This window comes from Streptomyces sp. B15 (assembly GCF_018070605.1).
Lineage (GTDB): Bacteria > Actinomycetota > Actinomycetes > Streptomycetales > Streptomycetaceae > Streptomyces > Streptomyces smyrnaeus.
The window spans coordinates 29,089-53,018 of record NZ_JAGPXJ010000008.1; the positions used below are offsets into that span (position 1 = coordinate 29,089).

Annotated in this window: 22 protein-coding genes, 3 pseudogenes and 1 riboswitch; of the genes and pseudogenes, 18 read left to right on the plus strand and 7 right to left on the minus strand. The window is 71.2% G+C overall.

What is annotated here, in order from left to right; translation table 11 throughout:
• Positions 1-36 precede the first annotated feature (36 nt).
• On the plus strand, positions 37-564 hold the full coding sequence (locus tag KBY19_RS06065) for a Uma2 family endonuclease (protein ID WP_210965349.1): 528 nt from the start codon (positions 37-39) through the stop codon (positions 562-564).
• Positions 565-588: 24 nt separating this feature from the next.
• Here KBY19_RS06065 and KBY19_RS06070 read toward each other — a convergent pair whose 3' ends face one another.
• Complete coding sequence (locus tag KBY19_RS06070; protein ID WP_210965350.1) at positions 589-2,190, minus strand: amidohydrolase family protein; 1,602 nt, start codon at positions 2,188-2,190, stop codon at positions 589-591.
• A 14-nt stretch (positions 2,191-2,204) separates the two neighbouring features.
• A complete protein-coding gene (locus KBY19_RS06075; RefSeq protein ID WP_210965316.1) occupies positions 2,205-3,533 on the minus strand; it encodes an alanine racemase in 1,329 nt (442 codons plus the stop codon).
• 197 nt (positions 3,534-3,730) lie between these two features.
• Between KBY19_RS06075 and KBY19_RS06080 the strand changes: the two genes are divergently transcribed.
• The 6 genes from KBY19_RS06080 to KBY19_RS06105 all read left to right on the plus strand — a co-directional run bounded on the left by KBY19_RS06080 (position 3,731) and on the right by KBY19_RS06105 (position 9,607).
• Positions 3,731-4,936 carry a sugar kinase gene (locus KBY19_RS06080; protein ID WP_210965317.1) on the plus strand — a complete coding sequence of 402 codons (1,206 nt, stop codon included), beginning with the start codon at positions 3,731-3,733 and terminating at the stop codon, positions 4,934-4,936.
• Positions 4,933-5,727, plus strand: a complete 795-nt coding sequence (locus tag KBY19_RS06085; protein ID WP_209213920.1) for an IclR family transcriptional regulator — start codon at positions 4,933-4,935, stop codon at positions 5,725-5,727. The genes KBY19_RS06080 and KBY19_RS06085 overlap by 4 nt, the downstream gene beginning before the upstream one ends.
• Positions 5,724-6,137, plus strand: a complete 414-nt coding sequence (locus KBY19_RS06090) for a RidA family protein (RefSeq protein ID WP_210965318.1) — start codon at positions 5,724-5,726, stop codon at positions 6,135-6,137. The genes KBY19_RS06085 and KBY19_RS06090 overlap by 4 nt, the downstream gene beginning before the upstream one ends.
• Before the next feature lie 87 nt (positions 6,138-6,224).
• Positions 6,225-7,688: a GntP family permease gene (locus KBY19_RS06095; RefSeq protein ID WP_099883671.1), complete on the plus strand. Its 1,464-nt coding sequence runs from the start codon at positions 6,225-6,227 to the stop codon at positions 7,686-7,688.
• A gap of 152 nt (positions 7,689-7,840) precedes the next feature.
• The gene (locus tag KBY19_RS06100) at positions 7,841-8,695 is read left to right on the plus strand and encodes a serine protease (RefSeq protein ID WP_210965319.1); all 855 of its coding nucleotides are present in this window, start codon (positions 7,841-7,843) and stop codon (positions 8,693-8,695) included.
• A gap of 69 nt (positions 8,696-8,764) precedes the next feature.
• Positions 8,765-9,607, plus strand: coding sequence for a serine protease (locus KBY19_RS06105; protein WP_099883673.1), 843 nt, complete (start codon positions 8,765-8,767; stop codon positions 9,605-9,607).
• A 66-nt stretch (positions 9,608-9,673) separates the two neighbouring features.
• On the opposite strand, the gene KBY19_RS06110 is transcribed toward KBY19_RS06105, so the two are convergent.
• Positions 9,674-10,699 carry a chitinase gene (locus KBY19_RS06110; RefSeq protein WP_210965320.1) on the minus strand — a complete coding sequence of 342 codons (1,026 nt, stop codon included), beginning with the start codon at positions 10,697-10,699 and terminating at the stop codon, positions 9,674-9,676.
• A gap of 256 nt (positions 10,700-10,955) precedes the next feature.
• Between KBY19_RS06110 and KBY19_RS06115 the strand changes: the two genes are divergently transcribed.
• Complete coding sequence (locus KBY19_RS06115) at positions 10,956-12,263, plus strand: Nramp family divalent metal transporter (protein WP_210957460.1); 1,308 nt, start codon at positions 10,956-10,958, stop codon at positions 12,261-12,263.
• An 82-nt stretch (positions 12,264-12,345) separates the two neighbouring features.
• Here the strand turns inward: KBY19_RS06115 and KBY19_RS06120 are convergent, their stop codons facing one another.
• Entirely contained in the window at positions 12,346-13,287 is a 942-nt protein-coding gene (locus tag KBY19_RS06120) for a hypothetical protein (RefSeq protein ID WP_210965321.1), read from the minus strand.
• 237 nt (positions 13,288-13,524) lie between these two features.
• On the opposite strand from KBY19_RS06120, the gene KBY19_RS06125 reads away from it, so the two are divergent.
• From KBY19_RS06125 to KBY19_RS06155, 7 genes are read left to right on the plus strand one after another with little or no spacing between them, the layout of a single operon-like run.
• Positions 13,525-14,478, plus strand: coding sequence for a hypothetical protein (locus KBY19_RS06125; RefSeq protein ID WP_210965322.1), 954 nt, complete (start codon positions 13,525-13,527; stop codon positions 14,476-14,478).
• A complete protein-coding gene (cpaB, locus tag KBY19_RS06130) occupies positions 14,475-15,224 on the plus strand; it encodes a Flp pilus assembly protein CpaB (protein ID WP_210957463.1) in 750 nt (249 codons plus the stop codon). The genes KBY19_RS06125 and cpaB overlap by 4 nt, the downstream gene beginning before the upstream one ends.
• 7 nt (positions 15,225-15,231) lie before the next feature.
• A complete protein-coding gene (locus KBY19_RS06135) occupies positions 15,232-17,079 on the plus strand; it encodes an AAA family ATPase (protein WP_210965323.1) in 1,848 nt (615 codons plus the stop codon).
• A 6-nt stretch (positions 17,080-17,085) separates the two neighbouring features.
• Positions 17,086-17,484, plus strand: a complete 399-nt coding sequence (locus tag KBY19_RS06140; protein ID WP_185018014.1) for a TadE family protein — start codon at positions 17,086-17,088, stop codon at positions 17,482-17,484.
• A gap of 13 nt (positions 17,485-17,497) precedes the next feature.
• The gene (locus KBY19_RS06145; RefSeq protein ID WP_099883684.1) at positions 17,498-18,865 is read left to right on the plus strand and encodes a CpaF family protein; all 1,368 of its coding nucleotides are present in this window, start codon (positions 17,498-17,500) and stop codon (positions 18,863-18,865) included.
• Positions 18,866-18,894: 29 nt separating this feature from the next.
• Complete coding sequence (locus KBY19_RS06150) at positions 18,895-19,863, plus strand: type II secretion system F family protein (RefSeq protein ID WP_185019498.1); 969 nt, start codon at positions 18,895-18,897, stop codon at positions 19,861-19,863.
• Positions 19,864-19,867: 4 nt separating this feature from the next.
• Positions 19,868-20,758 carry a DUF5936 domain-containing protein gene (locus KBY19_RS06155; protein WP_099883686.1) on the plus strand — a complete coding sequence of 297 codons (891 nt, stop codon included), beginning with the start codon at positions 19,868-19,870 and terminating at the stop codon, positions 20,756-20,758.
• A 79-nt stretch (positions 20,759-20,837) separates the two neighbouring features.
• Here KBY19_RS06155 and KBY19_RS37700 read toward each other — a convergent pair whose 3' ends face one another.
• Together KBY19_RS37700 and KBY19_RS37705 are read right to left on the minus strand one after the other, a co-directional pair.
• Positions 20,838-21,224, minus strand: a complete 387-nt coding sequence (locus tag KBY19_RS37700) for a M23 family metallopeptidase (RefSeq protein ID WP_368860585.1) — start codon at positions 21,222-21,224, stop codon at positions 20,838-20,840.
• 168 nt (positions 21,225-21,392) lie between these two features.
• A pseudogene (locus tag KBY19_RS37705) lies at positions 21,393-21,512 on the minus strand (LysM peptidoglycan-binding domain-containing protein); the annotation flags it as partial.
• 7 nt (positions 21,513-21,519) lie between these two features.
• Here KBY19_RS37705 and KBY19_RS37710 point away from each other — a divergent pair.
• Positions 21,520-21,582 (plus strand): annotated as a pseudogene (locus tag KBY19_RS37710) (hypothetical protein); the annotation flags it as partial.
• A gap of 122 nt (positions 21,583-21,704) precedes the next feature.
• Here KBY19_RS37710 and KBY19_RS37715 read toward each other — a convergent pair.
• Positions 21,705-22,037: pseudogene (locus KBY19_RS37715) on the minus strand (transglycosylase family protein); the annotation flags it as partial.
• A gap of 5 nt (positions 22,038-22,042) precedes the next feature.
• A riboswitch (cyclic di-AMP (ydaO/yuaA leader) is annotated at positions 22,043-22,252 on the minus strand.
• An 838-nt stretch (positions 22,253-23,090) separates the two neighbouring features.
• On the opposite strand from KBY19_RS37715, the gene KBY19_RS06165 reads away from it, so the two are divergent.
• On the plus strand, positions 23,091-23,306 hold the full coding sequence (locus KBY19_RS06165; RefSeq protein ID WP_099883690.1) for a hypothetical protein: 216 nt from the start codon (positions 23,091-23,093) through the stop codon (positions 23,304-23,306).
• Between the two features lie 2 nt (positions 23,307-23,308).
• Positions 23,309-23,911, plus strand: coding sequence for a hypothetical protein (locus KBY19_RS06170; protein ID WP_307843445.1), 603 nt, complete (start codon positions 23,309-23,311; stop codon positions 23,909-23,911).
• The last annotated feature ends 19 nt before the right edge of the window (positions 23,912-23,930 follow it).

Consider the following 23,930-nt stretch of genomic DNA (forward strand, 5'->3'; position numbering starts at 1 on the left):
CATAATGAGCGCAGGAGGTGAGCGGCCGTGACGGTAATGGATGACCTGCTCGAGCGCGGAGCCATTCCCGAGGGTTACAAGGTCGAGATCTTCGACGGGGAAGTGATCATGACTCCGCGGAGTCCGGAGCAGGATGTGACTGTGGCCGTGGCGCGTTACGCGGTGTGGCAGACGGAAATCGGCCGGGATCGCGTATTCAGCGACGTCCTGGTGAGATTTCCCGGTGAGAACGACGCGGCACCAGACCTCACGATTCTCGCTCAGGGAGCGGAGCGTCTCGGTAACGGCTACCCCTGCAACGAAGTCCTCGCTGTTGCCGAAGTGCCCTCCCGGCCCGACGACGACAAGGACTACGTCCGCAACGTCGCCAAGTACGCACGCTTCGGGATCGAGCTCTACCTGATCGCCGACCCGTTCAAGCAGCTCTGCACGCTGATGACCGAGCCGCACGCCACGGAATACGCCAAGGTCCAGGAGATCCCTTACGGGGAGCCCCTCACGCTGACCCTCAGCACCGGCGAGCGGATCGAGATCGACACCTCCGAGTTCCCCGTACGCGACTAGCCCTCACGCCTCACGCCTCACGCCTCACGCTGTGCGACGGATCGACCGGCCCGGCAGGGCGTCGGTGCGGCGGCCCTCCTCGATGACCGGCTGCCCGGCGACGAAGACGTAGGGGATGCCGGCCGGGAGGGAGCGGGGCTCGGCGAACGTGGCCGTGGCCGCGACCGTCTCCGGGTCGAAGAGCACCAGGTCCGCGACGTACCCCTCGCGCACCACCCCCCGGTCGGGGAGGCGGAGGCGGGCCGCCGGGCGGCCGGTGAGGTGGGCGACGCACTCCTCCAGGGAGAGAATGCCCAACTCACGTACATACCGGCCCAGATACTGCGGAAAGGTGCCGTAGGCCCGCGGGTGGGGCTTGGCGCCCTGGAGGATGCCGTCGCTGCCGCCGGTGTGCACCCGGTGCCGCATGATGGCCCGCACGTTCTCCTCGTGGCCGACGTGCTGCAGGATCGTCGAGCCGAGCCGGTCCTCGGTCAGCAGCCGCAGCGCCGTCTCCCACGGCTCCTCCCCGCGCAGCGCCGCGGACCGAGCGACCGTACGGCCCACATGGTCGGCCAGCGCGTGATCGCTGACGCCGGAGATCTCGATGGTGTCCCACTCGATCGGCACCCCGTGGCAGCCGTCGGCGCCCTCCACCTCCATGACGTGCCGGATCCGGGCCGCCGTCGCAGGGTCGGCCAGCCGCGCCAGCGTCGCCTCGGGGCCGCCCTCGTTGGCCCAGCTCGGCAGCATGGCGGCCAGCGTGGTGCAGCCCGGGGTGTAGGGGTAGGTGTCGAGAGTGATGTCGGCACCGTCCGCCAGCGCCTCGTCGAGAAGGGCCAGCAGCTCGGGTGCCCGGCCCCGGTTGACGCCGAAATTCATGGTGGCGTGCGCCAGATGGAGCGCGCAGCCCGCCTCGCGGGTGAGCGCCACCATCTCCGTGTACGCCTCCAGCGCACCGGCGCCGTAGGAGCGGTGGTGGGGGCAGTAGTAGCCGTCGTAGGCGGCCACCACCCGGCACAGCTCGGTCAGCTCCGCGTCCGAGGCGTACATCCCGGGGGTGTACGTCAGCCCTGACGACATGCCCACCGCGCCCTGTGCCATCCCCTCGGAGATCAGGCGCTTCATGGTGGCGAGCTCGTCCGCGGTGGCCGGGCGGTCGTCCCAGCCCATGGCCAGCATCCGGACGCTGCCCTGCGGGATCAGATACGCGGCGTTGACGGCCGTGCCCTGCCGGTCGATCCGGTCCAGATAGCCGCCGACGGTGCGCCAGTCGAAGTCGATGTCGCTGCCGTCGCCGTTCCAGCCGGTGATGGCCTCCCGGATCGCCGCCAGGGTCGTCTCGTCGACGGGCGCGTAGGAGAGCCCGTCCTGGCCCAGCACCTCCAGGGTGACCCCCTGGGCCACCTTCGCGGTGTGCTCCGGGTCCCGTAGGACGGCCAGGTCCGAATGGGCGTGCATATCGATGAAGCCCGGCGCCAGGGCGAGGCCGTCGGCGTCGACCGTGCTGGTGCGCGGGGCGCTCGGGCGTGGCTCGCCCTCGGGGGAGAGCCGTACGATGCGGCCCTCGCTGACGACGACGTCCGCCCGGAAGGCGGGGGCGCCCGTCCCGTCGACGACACGGGCGTCGCGGATGACCAGATCCATGGTGGGCACCGGCCTCAGAAGAAGGTACGGATCAGTTCGGTGACCGTGCCGTCGGCGTCGACGACGGGGATCACCTGCCACTTGTCGAAGATGGTGCAGGGGTGGGACATCCCCAGGCCCACCCAGTCGCCGACCTCCAGATCGACCCCTTCGTCCACCCGCAGCCGCGCATGCTGGTCGTTCAGCCCGGTCACGGTGAGCCCGGCGGCCGAGCGCACGGACTCTCCCCCGGTGCCCCGCACCAACTGCGCCTCGGGGAGCTCCAGATCGAAGGCGGCGTCCCGCTTGCCCGCGTTGAGGAACGCCTGCCCGGGCTCGGGCCGGGAGACGACCTGCGTCCACAGCGTGAAGGCGGCCTGCAGCGCCCCCTCGTCGGGCTGCCGGTTGAACGGCGTCAGCCGGCGGTAGTGGCCGTCGTCGTGGGAGACATAGGCGCCCGAGCGCAGCAGCTTGAGGGCGGGGGCCGACAGTTCGGGCAGTGCGGTGAAGGCTTCGGCGACCGCGTCGAACCATGCGCTGCCGCCCGCGCTGACGACGATCTCGTCGAGCCCCGCGAAGCGCCCCTCCGCGTCGAAGGCGACGGCCAGGTCGGTCAGGCGCCGCAGCCACCCGCGTACCGCCGCCAGATCGGCGTCGGGTACCTCGCCCTCGTAGCCGGCGACGCCCACCAGCCGCAGCGTGCCGGTGGCGGCCACCGCGTCGGCGACGGCGGCGCACTCGGCCTCGGTACGCGCTCCAGTGCGTGCGCCGTCTCCGGCGCCGAGCTCCACCACGACCTCCAGCCGGCGCCGGGCGCCGGCTGCGCGCAGGGCCTCGTCCATGAGGGCGACACCGCGCGGGGAGTCGACGTAGCAGATGACGCGGAAGTCGGGGTCGGCGTCGAGTTCGGTGGCGAGCCAGCGCAGCGCCGCCGCGTCCACCACCTCGTTGGCGAGGAAGATCCGAGCGATGCCGTGTGCCCTGGCCACCCGCACCTGGTGCGGTACGGCCAGTGTGATGCCCCAGGCGCCGTGCTGGAGCTGGCGGGCGAACAGCTGCGGCGCCATGGAGGTCTTGCCGTGCGGCGCGAAGGCGAGGCCGTGGCGTGCGGAGTAGTCGGCGAGCGCGACGAGGTTGTGCTCCAGGCGCTCGGCCGACAGCGCGAGGACCGGTGTGCTGAAACCGCCGGTGAACAGGGAGCGGCGCTCGGCGGCCAGCTCGCCGAGTGTGGTGCCCGGGGCGATGTCGAGGGGCAGCCCCTTGAAGCGGTGGTCGACGGGCTCGTCGGCGAGGCGGGCGACCGCCGCCGTGGCGGCGTGCGCGAGGTCGTTGCCCTGGTCGGGGGAGGGAGCGGGGGCTGCCATGCGGTCTCCGTGGAAGATCCGTAGAAGAAGGTGTTGCATATGTTGCAACGTCCATTGCGTATGACGCTTACCGCTGTCTAGCATCCCGCGGAACGGCCGGTCAATGGAACCGGACATCCGAGGATCCGGGCATCTGCCGATCCGGAACAGCAGCCGATGAGCCGACGTACGAGCGGCAGCGAGGAGCCGGACCCGTCGTGACCACCACCCCCGACACCGACGTCGTCTGCCTGGGCGAGTCCATGGTCACCTTCCTGCCCTCCCGCCCGGGACCCCTCGCCGACGTGCCCTCCTTCGACCGCGCGATCGGCGGCGCGGAGTCGAACGTCGCGTGCACGCTGGCCCGCGCCGGACACCGCGCCCGCTGGGTCAGCCGGGTGGGCACCGACGGCTTCGGCGACCACCTGGTCCGCGAGATCGCCGCGCACGGCGTGGACACCACGGCCGTCGAACGCGATCCCGTGCGGCCCACCGGCATCTACTTCCGCACCGACGGCGAGCGCGCCACCGGTGCCGACAGCGTCGCGCCCGGCCCCTGCGCACCCTCCGAAGTGCTCTACTACCGCGCCGGATCGGCCGCCTCCGCCATGTCCCCGGCCAACGTCCCCTCCCGTGCCGTCCACGCCGGACAGGTGCTGCACCTGACCGGGATCACCGCGGCCCTCTCCGCCGACTGCCTCGCCCTGATGCGGGCCCTCACCTCCGACCGCACCCCCACCGGCGCCGGCGGCACCCCCCGGCCCCTGGTCTCCTTCGACGTCAACTACCGCGTCGAGCTGTGGCGCACCGCTGCCCGGTCCGGCGCCCCCGGGGAGCCCGGCACTTCCGGGGCCGAGGTCCTGCGCGAACTCGCCCGGCACAGCGACATCGTCTTCGTCGGCGAGGACGAGGCAGCCGCCGCCTGGGGGGTGACGGGCGGTCCGGAGGCCGTACGGGAGGCGCTGCACGAGCCCTCGGTACTCGTCGTCAAGCAGGGCGACGCCGGAGCCACCGCGTTCGTCGGGGCCGCCGGTGCCGCCGGTGCCGCCGGTGCCGCCGGGGACGCCGAGGCCGCCGAGGACACTGCCGCCGTCTTCGCGCCCGCGCTGAAGGTGGATGTCGTCTCCCCCGTGGGCGCGGGTGACGCCTTCGCCGCCGGCTTCCTGGCCGGGACCCTGCGCGGGCTGCCGGTACGCGAACGGCTGCGGCACGGGCACCTGATGGCCGCCGCGGCGCTCACGGACGCCGGCGACCTCGCCGCGCCGCCGGCCCGCGAGGTCGCCGACCGGCTGGCGGCCCTCGACGACGAGAGCTGGGGGAGACTGCGGCTGGGCCCCGGCTGGACGGCAGGTGGGCCGCAGACCGCGGTCGCCGGGCGGGCCGGCCGGCCCGGCGAACAGGAGCCGGAGGTACGTTCCGTATGAGTCAGACCGTCGATCGGGCGCTGAGCATTCTGCCGCTGCTGGCAGAGGGGCCCGCCAATCTGGAGCAGGTCGCGGCCCGCCTGGACGTGCACAAGTCGACGGCGCTGCGGCTGCTGCGCACCCTGCACGAGCACGGCATGGTCTACCGCCAGGCCGACCAGCGCTACCGGCTCGGCGCCCGGCTGTTCGCACTCGCGCAGCAGGCCATGGAGAACCTCGACATCCGCGAGATCGCCCACCCGCACCTGGCCGAACTCAACGCGGCCTGCGGGCACACCGTGCACCTCGCCGTCCACGAGGAGGGCGAGGTCCTCTACATCGACAAGGTCGAGAGCCGCTACCCGGTACGGATGTACTCGCGCATCGGCAAGCCGGTCGCCATCACCGTCGCCGCCGTGGCCAAACTGCTGCTCGCCGACCTGCCCGAGCCGGAACGGCGCGCCGTCGCCGAACGGCTCGACTACCCCCGGTACACGTCCCGCTCGACACCCGACGCCACCGCGTTCCTCGCGGAGCTGGCCAAGGTGCGCGAGCAGGGCTGGGCCACCGATCTCGGTGGCCACGAGGAGTCCATCAACTGCGTCGCGGCGCCCGTCCGCGGCGCCGAGGGGCGGGTGGTGGCGGCCATGTCGGTCTCCGCACCGAACGTGGTCGTCTCCGCCGACGAACTCCTTTCCCTGCTGCCCCGCGTACGCCGGACCGCTGAGGCCATCAGCGCCGAGTACACGGGACAACCGGCCCGCCCCCAGCACCCACCACAGCAACCGAGAAACAAGAGAGCCGCACCATGAGCGAGAAGCTTGCCAAGACCGCCCTCACCCCGGCCACGCACACCACGCCGCCCGCGAAGTTCTCGCACGGCGTGCGCAAGGGGAACATCCTCCAGGTCGCCGGGCAGGTCGGGTTCGGCCCCGCGGTCGAGGGCCAGGCCCCGAGGCCGGTCGGCCCCGGGCTGCGGGAGCAGACCCTGCAGACCCTCGCCAACGTGGAGGCCATCCTCAAGGAGGGCGGCGCGAGCTGGGAGGACGCGATGATGCTTCGCGTCTATCTGACGGACACCGCGCACTTCGCGGAGTTCAACGAGATCTACAACGAGTACTTCGCCTCCCTCCAGGAGGCTCCGGCCGCCCGTACGACGGTGTACGTCGGCCTTCCCGCCGGCCTTCTGGTCGAGATCGACGCGCTCGCCGTCCTCGGCTGAGCCCTTCCTCCGCCCCCCTCCCCCCAGGGGCCGCTGTGCCCGGGGGAGGGTCCGGGCCCCCTCCCAGCACCGAACAACGGAGTTCCCATGCTGCTCGCCGACAAGGCGGCACCGCCCCATACGGGCGGCCTGCTCGCGCTCATACCCGGGACCGGGGGCCTGCTCACCGTGGCGGCCCTCGGTATCGTCCTGCTGCTCGTACTGATCATCAAGGTCCGCCTCCAGCCGTTCGTCGCGCTGCTCGCCGTCTCCATCGCGGTGGGGCTGGGAGCGGGTCTGTCCGTCACCGAACTGTTCGGCACCGTCCAGAAGTCCGACGCCGTCTCGATGATCGAGTCGGGGATGGGCGGCATTCTCGGGCACGTCGCCATCATCATCGGCCTGGGCACCATGCTGGGAGCGATCCTGGAGGTCAGCGGTGGTGCCGAGGCGCTGTCGGCGCGGCTGCTGGGACTGTTCGGCGAGCGGCGTGCACCGCTCGCCATGGGGCTGACCGGTCTGATCTTCGGTATCCCCGTCTTCTTCGACGTCGGCATCTTCGTGCTGGCGCCCATCATCTACGCGGCGGCCAAGCGCAGCGGCAAGTCGATCCTCCTGTACTGCATGCCGATGCTGGCGGGACTGTCGATGACGCACGCGTTCCTGCCCCCGCACCCGGGCCCGGTGGCCGCGGCCGGGCTGCTGGACGTGGAGCTGGGCTGGGTCATCCTGATGGGCGTCGTCTGCGGCATCCCCGCCGTCCTCGCCGCCTGGGCGTACGCGGCCTGGATCGGCAACCGGCTCTTCGTCGAGGTGCCGCAGGACATGCTGGAGGCCGCTGAGGAGGCCAAGCGTGCCGTCGCGGCCGAGAAGCGGACGCTCGGGACCGACGGGGAGGCCAGGCCCGTCGCCCTCGGGACGGTGCTGACCATCATCGGTACGCCGCTGATACTGATTCTGGCGGCCACCTTCTCCTCCCTCGCGCTGGATCCCTCGACGCTCCGCTCCGTCATCGAGTTCGTCGGACACCCGTTCGTGGCGCTGACCGTCGCACTGCTGCTGTCGTACTACCTGCTGGGGCTGCGCCAGGGCTGGAGCCGCAAGTCCCTGGAGACGGTCTCCACCGCCTCGCTCAAGCCGGTCGGCAACATCCTGCTGGTCGTCGGTGCGGGTGGTGTCTTCGGCGCCGTCCTGCAGGGCTCCGGCGTCGCGCAGGCCCTCGCCGACGTGTTCGGGGACGCGGGGCTGCCGGTGATCGTGCTGGCGTATCTGATCTCGCTGGTGCTGCGGGTGGCGCAGGGTTCGGCGACGGTCGCCATCGTCACCACCGCGGGCATCGTGGCGCCGCTGCTGGCTCAGAGCGACCCCTCGCAGGCGCACCTCGCGCTGGTCATCATGGCGATCTCGGCGGGGTCGATCTTCGCCTCGCACGTCAACGACGGCGGGTTCTGGATGGTCTCGAAGTACTTCGGCATCTCCGAGCGGGACACGCTCGCGTCGTGGACGGTGCTGGAGTCCGTGCTGTCGATCGCCGGCTTCGTGGTGGCGGCGGTGGTGAGCATCTTCGTCTAGCCGTACGGCCGTTCGGCCGCCCGCGTGCGTCGCGCCCCCGGAATCTCTTCTCCCGATTCCGGGGGCGCTCTTGTGGTGGGCGGCAACTGGCCCAAGAATGCACGGCGTCAAGACCGAACGAACCTTCGGTATCAAGAGAGGAACCCCCACCTGTGAACAGACCTCTCGCACTCTCCCTGTCCACGGCCTTCGTCGGTGCCGCGGCGCTCACCGGCGTCTCCGCGGCACCCGCGGCGGCCGCCCCGGCGCCCGCACCCGGCCCGGCCAAGCAGGCGGCCCCCTCCTTCGAGGGAACCGTGGCGCTCAGCAACTGCTCGGGCTCCGTCGTCAAGATGCCCAACTCCCGGCCCGGCGACCGCGCGCTCGTCCTGTCCAACGGCCACTGCCTGGAGACGGGCATGCCCCGGCCGGGCCAGGTCGTCAAGGACCAGCCGTCCAGCCGCTCCTTCACCCTCCTGAAGGCGAACGGCAGCAACGCGGGCACCGTCCGCGCCAGCAAGATCGCCTACGCGACGATGACCGACACCGACGTCTCGCTCTACGAAGTCCGCTCGACCTATCAGGAGATCGAGTCGAGGTTCGGCATCAAGGCGCTCGACGTGGAGACGGCCCACCCCACCCAGGGCCGGAACATCACCGTCGTCTCCGGCTACTGGAAAGAGAAGTACGGGTGCGCCGTCGACGGCTTCGCGTACCGGCTCAAGGAAGACGGCTGGACGATGAAGGACTCCATCCGCTACACGGCGGACTGCCGGACCAAGGGCGGCACTTCCGGCTCTCCCGTCATCGACAACGCCACCGGCAAGGTCGTCGGTGTCAACAACACGCGCAACGAGGACGGCGCGCGCTGCACGCTCAACAACCCCTGCGAGGTGGACGAGAACGGGCGGGTCACCGTCCACCCGGGGATCGGCTACGGCCAGCAGACCTACATCATCGCGCCCTGCGTGGGCGAGGGGAACAAGATCGACCTCAGCCGCGCGGGCTGCACGCTCCCCAAGCCGTAACGCGTCATCGCTGTACGGACGTTGGGGCGGTTCCATCCCAGTCGCACTACCCGGAAGAATGAGGAGTACATGAGAAAGCCCCTCGTCAGTACGCTCGCGGCGGCGCTGTTCGGCGCCGCCGCACTCGCGGGCATAGCCGCGGCACCGGCGGTGGCCGCCGACCACGGCAAGGGCACCCCCTCCTTCGAGGGCACGGTCGCGCTCAGCAACTGCTCGGGCTCCGTGGTCAAGCTCAAGCACTCCAAGCCCAGTGACCCGGCGCTCGTCCTGTCCAACGGCCACTGCCTGCAGGAGGGCATGCCCGGAGCGGGCGAGGTCGTCGTCAACAAGAAGACCAGCCGCGACTTCACACTGCTGAACGCGGACGGCAGCGACGCGGGGAAGATCCACTCCGACAAGATCGCGTACGCGACGATGACGGACACCGACATCTCCCTGTACGAGACGACCTCCACGTACAAGGAGATCAAGAAGAAGTACGGCATCGACGCGCTCAAGCTGGACGCGAAGCACCCGCGCCAGGGCCGGGACATCACCGTCGTCTCCGGCTACTGGAAGGAGACCTTCAGCTGCGCCGTCGACGGGTTCGCCTACCGGCTCAAGGAAGCCGACTGGACCTGGAAGGACTCCATCCGCTACACCATGGCCTGCCAGACCAAGGGCGGCACCTCCGGTTCCCCGGTGATCGACGACCGCACCGGCAAGGTCGTCGGCGTCAACAACACCCACAACGAGGACGGGGAGCGCTGCACGCTCAACAACCCGTGCGAGGTGGACAAGAGCGGCAAGGTCACCGTCCGCTATCTGAACGCCTACGGTCAGCAGACCTATCTGATCAATTCCTGCTTCGGCCGCGGCAACCAGCTCGACCTCGACGCGCGGCGCTGCGCGTTGCCCGAGCCGGCGAAGTAGTCGCCCGGCGGCTTAGAGGGAGCCGTTCCCCGCGCCTCTGACGGGGCGCGGGGAACGGCGCGGTGGCTACGGCAGGGCGTGCACGTGCGGGCCCACCGTGCTGGACCACTTGTTGCCGTTGCCGGCGTCCCACGCCGTGGACCAGGTCATCGCACCCCGGATACCGGGCCACTTCTCGTCGGGCGTGAAGCTGCCGCAGCCGGTGCCCCTGGCCAGGCAGTCCAGCGCGTCGTTGACCACGCCCGGGTCGACGTAGCCGGAGCCGGCGGCCCTCGGCGAGGCGGGGGTTCCGATGCCGACCTGGGAGGGGTCCAGGCCGCCCTTGACCTGGACGCAGGCGAGCGCGGTGAGGAAGTCGACGGTGCCGGCGGAGTACACCTTGCCGTCACAGCCGTTCATCGAGCCGCTGTTGTAGTACTGCATATTGACGACGGTCAGGAAGCTCTTGATGTTGAGCGCCGTCTTGAAGTACTCGTTCTGCGGCGACTGCATATCGATCGTCTGCGGCGCCATCGTCACCACGACATCGCTCTTGGCCGCGTGGATCGCGTTGAGGGCCTTGGTCATGTAGGTGGAGTCGAGGCCGTTCTCCAGGTCGATGTCGACACCGTCGAAGCCGTACTCGTCCATGAGCGAGACGATGCTGGTGGCGAAGGCGTCCGCGGAGGCGTCGCTGTTGACCGAGACGGCACCCTTCTCGCCGCCGACGGAGACGATGACCGACTTGCCCTCCGCCTGCTTGGCGGCGATGTCCGCCTTGAACTGCTGCTCGGAGTAGTTCAGCGCCGGGTCGAGCGTGAAGTCGACCTGGCCGGGAGTACCGGTCGCGTCGGCGAAGGCGACGGCGATGATGTCGTACTCGTTCTGCACGTCGGCGAGGGTCTGGACGGTCGCGCCGTTGTCGAAGTTCTGCCAGTAGCCGGTGACCGCGTGCGCGGGCACCTGCGAGGCGCCCACCCGCGGGCCGGGCCCGGTGGGGGTCTGCGCGTGCGCGGTGGCCGGTCCGAGTGCGAACAGACCGCCGGCGGCCAGGGCCGAGGCGACGAGGCCGACGAGCGCACGGGGAAAGGAGAGACGTCTGGAACGTGCCACAACTGCCTCCGGTGTGGGGGGAGAGGGAAGTTGGTGGTGCGTGGAGCGTGGTGTGTGGTGCACGGTGCGCCGTACAACCTGGTCCAGACCAATAAGGGTTGTCAAGGGATCCGACAACACCCCCGCGGCATCCGGCAGTCGCCCACCGGCACACCTCGCGGCCCGCAACCCCTTGTGCTGATCCTCCGCAGACGGTTACATCGCCTGCGACCTGCACGGTCGTCCACCCTCGAAGCACGCGTACGGCGGAGGCGTCATGGCAGCGGAGGACATCACACCCGGCACGGCCGACGGCGCCGCACCCCCGGTGCGCAAGCCCAGTTGGAAGATGATCGGCCCCGGCATCGTCGTCGCGGCCACCGGCGTCGGCGCCGGGGACCTGGTCGCCACGCTGGTGGCCGGCAGCAAGTTCGGCTACACACTGCTGTGGGCCGCCGTCATCGGCTGCATCGTCAAGATCGCCCTCGCCGAGGCCACCGGCCGCTGGCACCTGGCCACCGGCCGCACCATCTTCGACGGCTGGCGCAGCCTCGGCACCTGGACGACGGTCTACTTCGCGGTGTACGTCGTCATCTGGGGCTTCGTCTACGGCGCCACGGCCATGTCCTCCAGCGCGCTGCCGCTCCAGGCACTCTTCCCCGACCTGCTACCGCTCAAGGCATGGGCGATCCTCACCGGACTGGTCGGCCTGCTGTTCGTCTGGACCAACCGCTACGCCATCGTCGAGAAGATCATGATGGCCTTCGTCGGGGTGATGTTCCTGGTCGTGGTGTACGTCGCGATCCGCGTCAGCCCGGATTTGGGCAACGCCTTCGCCGGGCTCCTCCCGGTGCTGCCGTCCGGCTCCATGGTCTACACGCTGGGCCTGATCGGCGGCGTCGGCGGAACCATCACCATGGCCGCCTACGGCTACTGGATCAACGCCAAGGGCTGGGCCGACAGCGGCTGGATGAGGATGATGCGGCTCGACAACCGCGTCGCCTACATCACCACCGGCATCTTCGTGGTCGCCATGCTGATCGTCGGCGCCGAGCTGCTGCACAGCTCGCACCTGGCCCTCGCCTCCGGCGACAAGGGGCTCCTGGACCTCGACAAGATCCTGGAGAAGCGCTTCGGCAGCTCGACCTCCACGCTCTTCCTGGTCGGCTTCTTCGCCGCCTCGTTCTCCTCGCTGGTGGGCGTGTGGCACGGAGTGAGCCTGATGTTCGCCGACTTCGTGGAGCGGGTGAAGGCCGCCCGCGGCCTGACCGCCGAAACCGGCGTCGCGCCGCTCACCCGCGGCGAACGGGAGCGCTCCACGCCGTTCCGCGGCTACCTGCTGTGGCTGACCTTCCCCCCGATGGCGCTGCTCTGGCTGGACCAGCCCTTCGCCCTCGTCGTCGCCTACGGCGTGCTGGGCGCCTTCTTCATGCCCTTCCTCGCCGCCACCCTGCTGTGGCTCCTCAACAGCGACCGCACCCCGCCCGAGTGGCGCAACGGCAAGCTCAGCAACTTCCTGCTGGCCGCCTCCTGCGTGCTGTTCCTCATCCTGTGCGTCGAACAGGTCCGCGACCTCCCCTGGTGACAACGGCCGGCCGCCGGGACCCTGCCGCCGGAAACCCCTGCCGCAGGGCGCCCGGCGGTGGTGGGGCAGCGACCGCGACGGGTCAGCGGCCGTCTTCTTGGCCCGCGGCGGGCTCACCCCGGAAGAGTTCGTCGGCGTGGGTCGCACTGAAGGCCCGCTCGAGCCAGTGGTCGAGGGTCCGCGGGTCGGTGCAGCCGTTGATCCGGGCGCGCTGGCTGTCGCTGACGGGGATGCCGCGCATCTCCAGCAGCCGAAGGATTGACCGCCTCTGCCCCTCGGCCTTGCCTTCGGCTTTGCCTTCGGCCTTGCCTTCGGCCTTGCCTTTGAGGAACGTCTCCTCGACGAGGGTGCCGCGTCCGGGGAAGTAGCTGCCGTTCTTCATGAGCTTTCTCCAGGTCTGCCGCGCCGGGGTGTCTCCGAGGCCGGAGTCCACCAGTTCCGAGTAGTAGGTGAGGGTGTCGTCGTCGGTGCGTCCGAGGGCGTGTGCCAGGGCCTTCAGTATGGCGGTGCTGTCGGGGCTCTTGCCATGAGTGAGGGCCGCGAAGGCGGCCATCGTCAGGTCCGCGGCTGCCTCCTCCGGGTCGATGATCATGGGGACGTTCCCCGGACCGAGGACCAGCGGGCGGACGGTGAGGGGCTGCCAGTCCTCCGGGCCCAGGTGGAAGGGCCCCATGGCCCACTCGGCCGTCTCCTTGTCCTGGCAGACGACCACAAGCAGTGCGGGGCACTTGTTCTTCGCGGTGAGGAACGCCAGGTAGTAGGCCCAGCTGGCGGCCTTGTCGGGATCGCGTCGGCCTTGGGCCTCGATGGCCAGCATGATGGACTCGCTGCCGTCGCGCGGATTCAGCCGCAGCACGCTGTCGAGACGCCGTTCGATGGGCTCCAGTTCGGTGGCGTCGGGGGTGAGGACCTCGACGCGGGCGTCCTCCGGGAGGGAGACGCCCAGTAGGCGGAAGGTGGGGGCCAGCAGGGCGGGGCGCTCCTGGAAGATGCGGTGCGCTGCCTCATGGCGGGAGGTGACCATGTACGGACGGTATGAAGATCGGTGCGGCCGGGGGCGGGGAAGGCGCCGTGTTCGCCGGATCGGGTGAACGCCTGTTCCTGAGGTGGCTGGGCGTGCGGGGGTTGGGGCCCTGGGTGGGGCGGGTAGTGGTCACGCTGGCCCGGTTTCGGGGAACAGGGGACGTTTCGGCGAACGGTTCACGCTGTGGGGGGCCATGGCTAGTGTGGTAGGCCGGTGGCGGGCCCGGGGGAGGCGATCATGTCTACGGCGTTAGCGGTCACCAGCCCCGACCATCTGCTCGCCCCGCCCGACCGGCACACGCCGCGCGCCCATGTGCTCTCCCCGCCCGACGAGCAGCCGCTGGCGGCCGCGCTGGCGCAGACGCAGGACCTGCTCGAACAGCACGGCTATCTCGTCACCGTCTATCCGGCCACCCTCCCCATCCGCTTCCGGCACCGGCTGCACACCGTGCGCTCCCTGTTGGAGAGCCGGCGCATCGCGCTGCTGCCGGTGGAGCTGCCCCCGCTGGCCACCGGGATACTCGTACGGCAACTGCGGCAGCTGTCCCTGTGCGACTTCGCTCCCGGCGTGCTGGCTGCGGCGGCCCGGTTGCTGACCCACTATCTGTACGCCGGTGCCGTGCTCGGCTCGGTCGCCAGGCTGGAGCGGGTGCCGGTGGATGTCACCTCGCACGCCCGCTCCTGGCTGCCCGGCTCCCGGTTCGCCGTGCTCGCCGCGCCCGCGCCCGAGCTGATCCGGCTGGGGACGCCGGAGGCGGACAAGGGGCTCACCGGCCCGCAGTTCGCCACCCGGTTGACCGTCGCGCACGGGCAGCCGGCCTCGGAGTGGGCCACGCACACCCTGCCGGCCCGCTGGCGGGTCGGCCAGGTGCACGAGGTGCCGCTGCCCCGCGACTCGGCGGCCTGGTGGGGGACCGCCCGGCTGACGGAGTTCGTGGCCGCCATCCCGGACGTCTCGGTCCTCTACCAGTTGGTGGCCTCGGTGCGGCGGGACGTGTGTCCCGGGTGCGGCCTCGAACTCATCGGGGACCGGTGCGCGTTCTGCGCCACACCGCTGCCGCCCGCCCCACCTGCCCGGACGGCTCCGCCCACCCGGACGGCTCCGCCCGCGCCGTCCGGGCCGCCCGCCGGGCCCCCGTCGTCCGCCACCTGCGAGCCCGTCGTCGCCGATCCCCGAGGTATTCGTCCATGAACTCACGCCAGCGCCGCGGCGTCCTCCTGCTGGCCCTCTCGGTCCTGTGCGCCCTCGCCGCGTTCGCCGGGGTGCTGACCGTCGTCAGGAACGTGGAGTCCAAGGTGGGGGACGAGACGACGGCCTACAAGCTGAAGCAGGACGTGTCCGCCTACCAGTCGCTGGACAGCTCGCAGTTCACCGAGGTCTCCATGCCCGAGCGGTGGCTGCCGAAGACCGCCGTCACCGATCTGAGCGACATCCGCCGCAAGATCGCCGTCAATCCGCTCAGGAAGGGTTCGCTGCTGCAGTCCGACATGATGGCGAAGCGTCCCGAACTCGCGAAGGGCGAGCAGGAGATCGCCATCATGATCGACGCGGAGACGGGTGTCGCCGGGAAGATCAATCCCGGCAACCGCGTCAACATCTACGCCACCTTCGAGGGCGAGCAGCGACCCGGCGCCAAGGGCGGGGACGAGGGGGAGACCAGGGCACCGTCCGAGTCCCGTGTCATCGTCAGCCGCGCCAAGGTCATCGACGTCGGGAAGCTCACCCCGCTCAAGGACGGCGGCGACCGCGACGAGCGCACCCGGCAGCGCGAACGCGACGGCGTGCCCATCACCTTCGCGCTCACCACGAAGGACGCACAGCGCGTCGCCTACGCCGAGTCCTTCGCCGAGCATGTGAGGCTCGCGCTGGTCGCACCTGGTGACGACACCGAGGTCCCCGAGGAGGACCGCATCTACACGCTCCCCGGAGACAAGTGAGGTCCAGATGGTCATTCGCATCCAGCCGGCCGTCAGCGACCCGGACGCGGCGCGCCCCTTGGTCACCCTGCTCGGTCAGCTGCCCGACGCGGAGCCCGTGCCGCCCGCCGTCGACTCCACCCAGCTGCTGGGCTCCCTCGCCCAGCTGGCCGGCGAGGCACCCGCCGAACTGCCCGAAGTGGTCCTCGTCCACGAGCTGATCGGCCCGGTCCCGGCGCTGGAGCTGATCAGCCAGGTCGCCCTCCGGTTCCCCGCCGTCGGCGTCGTCCTGGCCACCCGGGACACCAGCCCGGCGCTGTACGCGGCGGCCATGGACGCCGGAGCGCGCGGCGTCGCCGGGCTGCCGCTCGGCTACGACGAGCTCGCGGCCCGCGTCACGGCCGCCGCGGCCTGGGCCGCCGGGGTCCGCCGCCATCTGGGCGGCTACGAGGGCCCCGACGCCGGGTACGGCACGGGAGCGCACGCCCACGGCGGGCAGGGCGGCGGCACCGTGGTCACCGTCGCCGGTGCCAAGGGCGGTGTCGGTACCACCTTGACCGCCGTGCAGCTCGCCCTCGCGGCCCGCGCCTCCGGCCGTACCACCGTGCTGGTGGATCTGGACCTCCAGGCCGGGGACGTCGCCTCGCTGCTGGACGTGCGCTTCCGCAGGTCCGTGGTCGACCTCGCCGGCATCAAGGACCTGACACCGCGCGTCCTGCAGGACGCCGTCTATGTGCACGAGACCGGTGTCGGCCTGCTGCTGGCGCCGGAGGAGGGCGAGCGCGGCGAGGAGGTGGACGAGCGGGCCGCCCGCCAGCTGGTGGCCGCGCTGCGTTCCCGCTACGAGACCGTCGTCGTCGACTGCGGCACCCAGATGCACGCGGGCAACGCGGCGGCCATCGAGGCCGCCGACCTCGCGCTGCTGCTGACCACCCCCGATGTGATCGCCGTGCGTGGGGCCAAGCGCATGGTGCGGCTGTGGGACCGGCTGCAGATCCGCAAGGCGGAGGAGACCGTCACCGTCGTCAACCGCGCCTCGCGCCACGCGGAGATCCAGCCGCAGCTCGTCGCCCGGATCACCGGCAGCCCGGTGGCCCGTACGACGGTGCCCGCCGGCTTCAAGGAGCTCCAGTCCGCGCTGGACGCCGGACGGATGCAGGACCTGGAGGCCAAGGGCAGCGTGCGTCAGGCGCTGTGGGGGCTCGCGGGTGAACTCGGGCTGGCGACCGCGCCGGTGGACGAGCTCGCGCGCGGGGGCGCCCGGGGCCGGGGGAGCGGACGCCGCCCGGCCGGGGGGCGGCAGCAGCGGTCCGGCGGCGGTACGGGGACGGGCGATGCGGCCGGGGGCGGACGCGCGACAGCTCCCCACGCACAGCACGCCCTGCCACCCGGTCCGGCACCCGGTCCGGCTCCCGGCACCGAGCCCGGGCCCCCGTCCGGGCCGGCACTCGGTTCCGATCGCGGGGCCGTCGGGTTTCTGCGTCGTCGGATACCGCCCGGCGCCCGTGAGGGCGGCGACCGGGGCTCGCTGACCGTGGAGTTCGCCGGGATGGCGCCGATCGTGCTGGTGACCCTGGTGCTGCTGTGGCAGTGCGTACTGATCGGCTACACCTTCTCCCTCGCGGGCAACTCCGCCGACGAGGCCGCCCGCGCCGCCACCGCGGCCGCCGCCCACGGCGACCCGCAGGGTGCGTGCGAGGCGGCGGCGCGCGAGCACCTGCCCGCCAAGTGGCGCCAGGACGCCTCGGTCAGCTGCTCCCGCGGCGGCACCGTCTGGAAGGCGGACGTCGACCTGCGGACACCGCTGCTGTTCCCCGGCGCCGCCGGCCTGCCGTTCACGGTCGGCGGCGAGGCGGGCGCCGCGGAGGAGGGGTGAGGGCGTATGACGGCTGCGCGTATCCGCGCGAGCGAACGCGACCGCGGCTCCAGCGCGCTGGAGTTCGCCGGGATGCTGCCGCTGCTGCTGCTCGTCGCGATGGCGGCCATCCAGCTCGGGATCGTCGGCTACGCGGTGCAGCAGGCGGGCACGGGCGCCCGGGCCGCGGCACGGGTGGCCTCCCAGGAGGAGATCGCGGACCGGTACGCGGCGAGCGGGCGCGCCGCCATGTCCGACTGGACGGCGCGCCGCAGCAGTTTCGCGCTCGCGGACGGCGGTGACGAGGTGACGGTGACCACGACCGTGACCATCCCCTCCCTGCTGCCCGGACTCGACAGCATGGGCACCGCTTCCCGCTCCGCGACCATGCCCAGCGACAGCGCCGAACGAGGGGGAGACGAATGAGCGAGGTCGGTCCATGAGCCTGCGCTCCCGTATCACCGCGCACGAGAGCGGCACCGCGCCGGGCGACCCCCGGGCGCCCGGATCCGCCGCCGACAGCACCGGGCACCTGGTGGCGGCCTACCGCACCAAGCTGCTGGAGGAGATCGACCTCGCCGAGATGTCGGCGCTCGACCTCGCCGAACGCCGTGCCCGCCTCGAACGCGTACTCGGCCATCTCATCAGCCGCGAGGGTCCCGTCCTGGCCACCGGCGACCGGGCGCTGCTGATCCGGCGGGTGGTGGACGAGGCGCTCGGCCTCGGGGTGCTCGAACCGCTCCTGGAGGACGGCTCCATCACCGAGATCATGGTCAACGGGCCCGACAACATCTTCGTGGAGCGCGGCGGGCGCGTCGAACAGGTTCCCGTGCGGTTCGCCTCCGAAGAGCAGCTGATGCAGACCATCGAGCGCATCGTCTCCACCGTCAACCGCCGCGTGGACGAGTCCAATCCGATGGTGGACGCGAGGCTGCCCTCCGGGGAACGGGTCAACGTCATCATCCCGCCGCTCTCGCTGACCGGCGCCACCCTCACCATCCGTCGCTTCCCCCGCGCCTACACCCTCGGTGAGCTGATCGGCCTGGGCACGCTGGACGAACACATGCTCTCGCTGCTGTCCGGGTTCATCAGGGCCCGCTTCAACGTGATCGTCTCCGGCGGTACGGGCAGCGGCAAGACGACCCTCCTCAACGCGCAGTCCGCGCTCATCCCCGAGCACGAGCGCATCATCACCGTCGAGGACGCCGCCGAACTCCAGCTCCAGCAGCGGCATGTGATCCGGCTGGAGACCCGGCCGCCCAACGTCGAGGGCAAGGGCCAGGTGACCGTCCGCGATCTGGTCCGCAACTCGCTGCGCATGCGCCCCGACCGCATCATCGTCGGCGAGGTACGGGGCGGCGAGACGCTGGACATGCTCCAGGCCATGTCCACCGGCCACGACGGCTCGCTGGCCACGGTGCACGCCAACAGCGCCGAGGACGCCCTGATGCGGCTCCAGACCCTCGCCTCCATGTCCGAGGTCGACGTGCCCTTCGAGGCCCTCCAGGACCAGATCAACTCCGCCGTCGACGTGATCATCCAGCTGGCGCGACTGGCGGACGGCTCCCGCAAGATCGTGGAGATCGCCCTGCTGGCCTCGCACGGCCGCGAGTCCTTCCAGATCGCGACGGTCTCCCGGTTCGCGGCCCGGCCCATGGGCCCCGACGGCCGGGTGCACGGCACCTACGAGCATCTGCCGCTGCCGCGCCGCGCCGCCGACCGGCTCCAGCTGGCGGGCGAACCGGTGCCCGCCGCGTTCGGCGTCGCCCGCTCCGACGACCAGCTCGCCACCCGGGAGGCGGTGTGAGCACACAGACCCCCCACCGGTTCGCGACCCTGGCGCTGGACTCCGCAGCCGCTGCGCAGTTCGCACTCGGCGCCGCCCTGGCTGCCTGCGCCCTGGCCACCGCGGGAGTGCTCCTCTACTCCTCCGGACGTGCCCGCCGCCGGGACCTGATCGAACGGCTCAGCCGGAGCGAGGGGCCCGCCCTCGCCCTCCCGCCCGGCAGCGGCGGCAGACGGCGCCGCTTCACCGGGGTCGACCGGCGGGTGCGCGCCACCGGACCGGGCCGCCGCCTCCAGGCGAAGCTGGCCACCACCGGACTCGACCTGACGCCCGGCGAGTACGTCGTCTACCTGGCGGGCCTGGTGGCGGTGGTGTGGATGCTGGCCTCGTCCGTCCTGGCCCCGTTCTTCGGGCCGATAGCCGGACTCGTCGGCGTACTGGCCGCCAACGCCTTCCTCAACCAGCAGCGGCAGCGCCGCACCGAGCAGTTCATCAACCAACTGCCCGAACTCGCCCGCATCCTCGCCAACGCGACCTCGGCGGGACTGGCGCTGCGCACCGCCCTGGGCATGGCGGCCGAAGAACTGGAGGCCCCCGCCGGGGACGAACTGCGGCTGGTCACCGACCAGCTCGCCGTCGGCCGCTCCATCGACGACGCGTTGAACGAACTCGCCGAGCGGCTGCCCTCCCGCGAACTCGTCGTCCTGGTCACCACGCTGGTCCTGGCCAACCGCGCCGGCGGCACCATCGTCGCCTCGCTGCGCAACCTCACCACCACGCTGGAGGAGCGCAAGGAGACCCGGCGCGAGGTGCGCACCATGCTCGCCGAGGTCAACGCGACGGCCTTCACCATCCCGCTGCTCGGCCTCGGCGCCATGCTGATGATGAACTCGATGATGCCGGGCGCCCTCACCCGGGTGACCGGCAGCCCGGTGGGGCAGGTCGCCATGGTCGTCGCCGTCGGACTGTTCGCCGCGGGGTTCCTCGTCATCCGCCGTCTCGGCCGGATCGAGGTGTGAGCACATGATCGCTGTCGGACTGGCCACCCTCTGCGCCCTGGCCGTGTACGGCGCCTTCGCGGGCATCCGGATGTACCGCGCCGAGACCCGGCTGCCGCCCGACCTGGCCGTTGCGCTGGAGGTCGGCGCCACCCGCACCACCAAGGGCGAGGCCGCCGTCGACCGGCTCGGCATGCGCCTGGCACCGCTGGTGCTGCGGCTGATGGGGCCCAAGCAGGTCGCCGCCAAACGCCGCAGGATCGACCAGGCCGGCAACCCCGGCGGTCTCACCCTCCAGCGGTACGCGGCGCGCCGCGCCGTCTACGGCATCTTCGGCGCGCTGATGGCCGTGGTGGGCCTGTCGGCCGGCAGCCTGTTCTTCACCGTACTCGTGCTGGCCTTCGGCTGGTTCGCCGCCGATCTCGCGATCCGGCAGGCGATCAAGGACCGCCGGCGCGTCATCGAACGCACCCTGCCCGACTTCCTCGACGTGCTGGCCGTGGTGGTCTCCGCCGGGCTCGGCTTCCGGCAGGCCCTGGAGCGCGTCGCCGACCGTTACCGGGGGCCGTGGGCCGACGAGCTGCGCATCACCCTGCGGCAGATGGACATGGGCGTCAGCCGCCGCCAGGCCTTCGACGAGCTGCGCAGACGCAACGCCAGCGACCAGGTCGACCAGTTCGTGACGGCGCTCCAGCAGGGCGAGGAGCTCGGCGCCCCCATCGCCGAGACGCTGATCCAGATCGCCACCGACATGCGTCGCACCGACGCCCAGAACGCGCGGCGCAAGGCGGCCAAGACGGTGCCCAAGGCGACGATGACGACGATCGCCTTCCTGCTGCCCGGCACCCTCATCCTCATCGTCGCCACGTTCATCCTGGGCTCGGACACCGACTTCGGCGCCGTGCTGGGGGGCTGACGCGGCTGCACGGCACACCCGGCATCGGCCACCGGTCCCGGAGGGGAGCAGGACCGGTGGCCGGGTCATATGTGCCGGGTCAGAGCGAGACGCCGTGTGCCCGCAGATAGGCGACGGGGTCGACGTCCGAGCCGTAGTTCGGAGTCGTGCGCACCTCGAAGTGCAGGTGCGGCCCGGTCGAGTTGCCGGTGCTGCCGGACAGCCCCAGCTGGGTGCCCGCACCGACCTGCTGGCCGACCTGGACGGAGAGCGAGGACAGGTGGCCGTACTGGGTGTACTTGCCGTCGGCGTGCCGGACGACGACCTGGTTGCCGTACGCGCCGCCGTCGCCCGCGGCGACGACCTCGCCCGCGGCGACGGACTTCACCGGCGTACCGCTGGCGGCCGAGAAGTCCACACCGGTGTGGTGGCCGCTCGACCAGCTGCCACCGGCGGCCCGGTACGGAGTGCTGGTGCCGCCCGGCACCGGCCGGACGTGACCGCCCTGGGCGGACTCGGACTTGGCGGCGGGCTCGGGGGCGGACTTCTCGGCGCCGCCCTGCGCCGCGGCGCCTTCGTCGCTGCTGCCCTGCGCCTCGGCACCGGAGTCGCTGCCGCTCTTCTCGGCCTCGGCCTGCGCCTTCAGCGACAGCTTCTGCCCGGGCAGGATGAGGTCCGGGTCGGCACCGATCACCTGGCGGTTCGCGTCGTAGACGGTCTTCCAGCCGCCGGAGACGTCGTGCGCGGTGGCGATCTTGTACAGGGTGTCGCCGCTGACGACGGTGTACGACTGCGACGGCTGCGACTTCTGCGACGGCTGCGACTTGTGCGGAGCGGACTTCTCGGGGGCCGCCTGCTCGGGCGCCGACTTCTGCTGCGGCTCGGCGCTGTTGCCGCCGCCGTCCGGGTCGACGTCCGGGGCGGGGCCGCCCGCGGTCAGGCCACCGGCACCCGCGCAGGCCCAGGCACCCGGGCCCTGCATGGCCAGCAGCTTCTCGGCGACGGCGATCTGCTGGTCCTTGGTGGCCAGGTCGGCGCGCGGCGCGTACTTCGTACCGCCGGCCGCCTGCCAGCTGGACTGCGAGAACTGCAGGCCGCCGTAGTAGCCGTTGCCGGTGTTGGTCTGCCAGTTGCCGCTCGACTCGCACTGGGCGACCTTCTCCCAGGTGTCGACGGAGGCGGCCTGGGCGTTGCCGGACGCGAACAGTGGCAGCACGACACCGGCGCCGCCGGCGGTCAGCGCGAGTACAGCACCGCGCCTGAGACGGCGCTGGGACTTTCGGGCATGCTTTCCGGACATAGGGGAGTTCCTCTCCTACGCCTACGAGGTGAGCTGTCGGATTCGGGCTGGAGCAGTAGCCCGGCCGCAACTGCCATGCCCTGTGCGGGCGCAGTCCCGGCTTCACCCCAAGCCCCGTCGGATCACCGATCCTTCGGGGCACTTACCTGGTTCCCCCGCTCCTGCCAACGGTGGAGTTCTCGCAGACCAGCGGCAGGACTCGGCGTCTGGTTGCGCACTGCCGCACGTCGGGCGCGACAGCTCGGGCACCTTAAACACACATATTTCCGGGGGACAAGAAAATGATCGTCGAGAGATCGGACCGGTAATGCGACGCATTTCACGGTCGGTTCGAATTCCTTGATCGCATTCCGCGGTTGCGCTGCGGTAATACCCGAGAGTGAGCCGGTGGGCACGAAAGGGGAAACGCCCTCTTTCCGTCCGGCCTGTGAGGCGACTCACGGCGGCGAACCCCATCTCCGGCTTCTTTCCCTTTGCGAAGTGAGCGGGAGGCGAGGGGGATTGATGCGAGTAACGGGAGATCTGACCGTTTGGTGGGAGAATACATGATTCTGTCCCACCTGCGGTCCGGATGTGGAAGGGGTGCGTTCGGCACCTCGCTCGCTATGGTGAGAGGCGCCCCGCCCACCGTCCGGCTCCGCCCAACACCCCGGCCCCACAGGCGCGTTCCGGGAACGCGCCGTACCGCTCGCTCCGTCGCCATGACCCGTCGAGAGGAGGGGCGTCGGTCAATGTCCGGCTCACTCCCCGCCTTACGGCAGGTCGGAACGCGCACGACCGCACCGGTTCCCGCCTCGGCCGCCGCACCGGTTGCCGGTCCGGTTCCCGTCCACCCCTTCGCCACCGCAATGAGTTGTGGCACAGTCTGCATTCGGGCAGCGACTGTTAGCTACACCGCGGGGTGGCGACGGGAGGGGGCGCACGACGTGACACCACGCTGCTGCCGCCCCCAAGAGGGCGGCCACGCGGGACGGGTGAACCGGAACGACCGGAAAGACATGGGGGCGTACCCCTGTGGGGGTACCGAGTCAGCCAGCAACGGAGGAGAACCCGATGTCGAACGCCACGCGCGGGCGCGTCCGCGCCCGCCTCGCCCTCCTGCGAGGACATACGCGGGGGCGGCCCGGGGATCGGGGCGCCAACTCGATCGAATACGCCGGCATCGTCATCCTCGTCGCCGGCATCATCCTGGCGATCCGCGCGCTGGGGCTCGACTCGATGATCTCCGGAGCCATCGCCAACGCGGTGAGCGCGGTACTGGGCGGCTGACCGTGCGCCGGCTGTCCGGTGACGGCGGGCAGACGGTCCTGCTGTACGGCGCGGTGATCGCCGGGCTGCTCTTCCTCGCCTTCGCCTTCTTCGCGGTCGCCCAGGCCGGAACGGTGCGCAACGGCGGCCAGACGGCGGCCGACGCGGCGGCCCTCGGCGCCGCCGAGGACGACCGGCAACAGCTCTTCGACGGCTTCCTGGACGCACTCGGCGACGAGGAGGGCCGGCAGGAGTGGCTGGACGCCGTCGCCCCGCTCAGCGGCGACGGCTGCGGCGCGGCAGCACATTTCGCCGACCGCAACCGTTCCGACCTGCTCAGCTGCGATCCGGTCTCCCGCGAGGGCGACGACGGCTACCGCGTCAGCATCGAGACGCGGTTCGACACGGGCGACACGATCATCCCCGGCACGGACAACAAGACCGCCAAGGCCACCGCCACCGCGGTGATCAGACCACGGTGCGAGGCCGACGGCACCGAGAAGACCACGAACGCCGCCGAGGAGATCGAGCTGGTCTGCGGCGGCGAGGAGCTGACGATCGACCCCGAGGACGAGGGCCGCGACCTGAAACCGTCGGATCTCTTCTCGGTGGTGCTGGTCGAATGACGAGCGAACGACGAACGAG

What these genes read in the sequence shown, in the direction of transcription:
- KBY19_RS06065 (WP_210965349.1), top strand. Translation starts at nt 37, where the DNA reads ATGGATGACCTGCTCGAGCGCGGAGCCATTCCCGAGGGTTACAAGGTC.
- KBY19_RS06070 (WP_210965350.1), bottom strand. Translation starts at nt 2,190, where the DNA reads ATGGATCTGGTCATCCGCGACGCCCGTGTCGTCGACGGGACGGGCGCC.
- KBY19_RS06075 (WP_210965316.1), bottom strand. Translation starts at nt 3,533, where the DNA reads ATGGCAGCCCCCGCTCCCTCCCCCGACCAGGGCAACGACCTCGCGCAC.
- KBY19_RS06085 (WP_209213920.1), top strand. Translation starts at nt 4,933, where the DNA reads ATGAGTCAGACCGTCGATCGGGCGCTGAGCATTCTGCCGCTGCTGGCA.
- KBY19_RS06090 (WP_210965318.1), top strand. Translation starts at nt 5,724, where the DNA reads ATGAGCGAGAAGCTTGCCAAGACCGCCCTCACCCCGGCCACGCACACC.
- KBY19_RS06095 (WP_099883671.1), top strand. Translation starts at nt 6,225, where the DNA reads ATGCTGCTCGCCGACAAGGCGGCACCGCCCCATACGGGCGGCCTGCTC.
- KBY19_RS06105 (WP_099883673.1), top strand. Translation starts at nt 8,765, where the DNA reads ATGAGAAAGCCCCTCGTCAGTACGCTCGCGGCGGCGCTGTTCGGCGCC.
- KBY19_RS06115 (WP_210957460.1), top strand. Translation starts at nt 10,956, where the DNA reads ATGGCAGCGGAGGACATCACACCCGGCACGGCCGACGGCGCCGCACCC.
- KBY19_RS06120 (WP_210965321.1), bottom strand. Translation starts at nt 13,287, where the DNA reads ATGGTCACCTCCCGCCATGAGGCAGCGCACCGCATCTTCCAGGAGCGC.
- KBY19_RS06125 (WP_210965322.1), top strand. Translation starts at nt 13,525, where the DNA reads ATGTCTACGGCGTTAGCGGTCACCAGCCCCGACCATCTGCTCGCCCCG.
- cpaB (WP_210957463.1), top strand. Translation starts at nt 14,475, where the DNA reads ATGAACTCACGCCAGCGCCGCGGCGTCCTCCTGCTGGCCCTCTCGGTC.
- KBY19_RS06135 (WP_210965323.1), top strand. Translation starts at nt 15,232, where the DNA reads ATGGTCATTCGCATCCAGCCGGCCGTCAGCGACCCGGACGCGGCGCGC.
- KBY19_RS06140 (WP_185018014.1), top strand. Translation starts at nt 17,086, where the DNA reads ATGACGGCTGCGCGTATCCGCGCGAGCGAACGCGACCGCGGCTCCAGC.
- KBY19_RS06145 (WP_099883684.1), top strand. Translation starts at nt 17,498, where the DNA reads ATGAGCCTGCGCTCCCGTATCACCGCGCACGAGAGCGGCACCGCGCCG.
- KBY19_RS06155 (WP_099883686.1), top strand. Translation starts at nt 19,868, where the DNA reads ATGATCGCTGTCGGACTGGCCACCCTCTGCGCCCTGGCCGTGTACGGC.
- KBY19_RS06165 (WP_099883690.1), top strand. Translation starts at nt 23,091, where the DNA reads ATGTCGAACGCCACGCGCGGGCGCGTCCGCGCCCGCCTCGCCCTCCTG.